The sequence below is a fragment of the Burkholderia sp. genome (genome assembly GCF_018375725.1).
Taxonomy (GTDB): domain Bacteria; phylum Pseudomonadota; class Gammaproteobacteria; order Burkholderiales; family Burkholderiaceae; genus Burkholderia.
Genome location: NZ_JAHACR010000466.1, coordinates 1 through 2068, shown reverse-complemented (window position 1 = coordinate 2068; position 2068 = coordinate 1). Strand labels below are relative to the sequence as shown.

At 58.1% G+C, this 2068-nt stretch carries 1 protein-coding gene and 1 pseudogene; one reads left to right on the top strand and one right to left on the bottom strand.

Going from position 1 to position 2068, the window contains the following annotated elements; all coding sequences use genetic code 11:
• Positions 1–1376: pseudogene (locus KH616_RS24445) on the top strand (cell surface protein); the annotation flags it as partial.
• Between the two features lie 158 nt (positions 1377–1534).
• Here the strand turns inward: KH616_RS24445 and KH616_RS24440 are convergent.
• Entirely contained in the window at positions 1535–1837 is a 303-nt protein-coding gene (locus KH616_RS24440; protein WP_292253810.1) for a hypothetical protein, read from the bottom strand.
• Positions 1838–2068: the final 231 nt, after the last annotated feature.

Sequence of the window (2068 nt, the reverse complement as noted above, 5' to 3'; positions counted from 1 at the left end):
TGAGCAATCAGTCGGATCTCATCAATGCGGCGCAGGCGGCAGCGGAGACGATTGCGAAGCAGATTGGATCGTATTCGGACAAGGCGAACCAGAAGCAGGACGTGGCGACGTTGGAGCGCGACACGTCGAATCTTAATGGGACGGTCAGCCAGACGCCGGATCTGCAACAGGTGTTGAGCAATCAGTCGGATCTCATCAATGCGGCGCAGGCGGCAGCGGAGACGATTGCGAAGCAGATTGGATCGTATTCGGACAAGAAGCACGATGAAGCGCAGAAGAACGCGGATGGCACGAGCGATCCGGCGCTTAAGGCTCAGTATCAGCAGGAAGTGAGGGACTGGGCTGAGGGCGGCGACAGTCGGGCTGCACTGCATATTGCTGGTGGCGCATTGACGGGCGGCCTGACCGGCGGCGGTTTGGGTGCAGTGGGCGGGGCGGCGGGTTCGGGCTTGTCGGCGAAGCTTGCGCCGCAACTGAATGAGATTGCGAAGTCGATCAAAGAGGTCGGGGCGACTGGTAACGCGAACGCGGATGAGTTGCTGGGGAATCTGGCGTCGAATGTGCTGGCTGGCGGAACTGGCGCTTTGGTTGGCGGTGGGGCGGGAGCGCTGACTGGGGCGAGTGTGGATCGGTTTAATCGGCAGTTGCACGAGGACGGTAAGGCGAAGGAGCAGACGCTGGCGAAGAAGCTGGCAGCGGAAAGCGATGGCAAATACACGGTGCAGCAGATTCAAGACCAGATGGCGCAAATGGATCTGGTGATGAGCGATGGAGGGGTGTTGCCGGGCAATGTTCGAGTAGCGTCGGGAGAGATGCCGCAGGACGGTACGGAGTGGACGCGGTATGGCGTGAACAAGGCGGGTCAGACGGTGTGGACGCAATCGTTGGGTCCGGGCGATCCTGATTTGCAGGCGTATATTGCGAAGGGAGCGCAGGGTAGCGGGTTCTCGTATCAGGCGACGACGACGGGCAAGAATCCGGGCTTGGTCCGTGCACCGGACTTTGTGAACTTCCAGATTGATTATTTCGTGGGCAGTGTGTGGGGAACGTTTACGCGGGATGGAAATGCGTTCTTCGGAACTGGTGTCAATATGGCGCTTCCCAATCCAGTTCAGGCATCAGCAAGTATTACTGCCGGCTGGCTCAATCGAACGAGCGTCGCTCCTGGCCAGACAAATAACTTTGCTGGAGGCTATGCCGGTGGCATGACTGGTGCTTACGGCATATTTGGCACAGGCATCATGAATTCGCCGGGTAATGGAACTGCGACCATTATTGGTGTTGGTGGTGGGGTTAGCGCCGGGAAGAACACTAACGTTGGTGGTGTCGGTGGCGGGTACAGTAATGATCAAGGTAAGACAGGGATTAGGTGGTAAATATGGTTGGAATTCCAGGCTCGGCTCCTAAAACACGTGGGCAAAAGATAGTTGGGGTTATTGCCTTCACCGCGATGATGAGTTTCATTGTGTACGTGGTGTTGAAGAACATCTTTTTTAGCTGAACGACTGAGCCCGGCGGATGCCGGGCTCGGTGTTTAGGCCTGTTTCGAAGGAGGTCGACGGCGATGTCGTCGTTCAGCGGCGAGTTGCTGCTCGTCACGGATGCGATCCAGAATCTCCTGCTCGGTCATGTCGCGATTGGCGATCCGGTAGTGGTGATCGGGCGAGATGGTCAATTGCTGGGAGCGGTAATTGACGGAGAGGAGCACATGGTTGCCGGGCACAAAGCCTGCGGTGGCGAGCAGGCGATCGACGGCGCTCTGCCACGGGAAGGCTGGCCGGTTACGGTCGGGAAGGAAGCGTGAGGTAAAGCCATCGTAAGGGGCTTCTTCCAGCACGAAAGGGAAGTCGTCGACGCGTTCGACAGATTTAGCGCGCGAGCGGCGTGGTTTAAGATTTGGAGCAGCCCCCTGAAACGCCGGACACAGTCACCCACTTACAATAACGGGTAGGCATAAGACTGTGTTTTTGACTAACACCAGGCAGGAAGTGATGGAAGTGTTGACGGGCCCGGAGCGCCGGCGGCGCTGGACGGCGGAGCAGAAGCTGGCGATGGTTCGCGAGAGTTT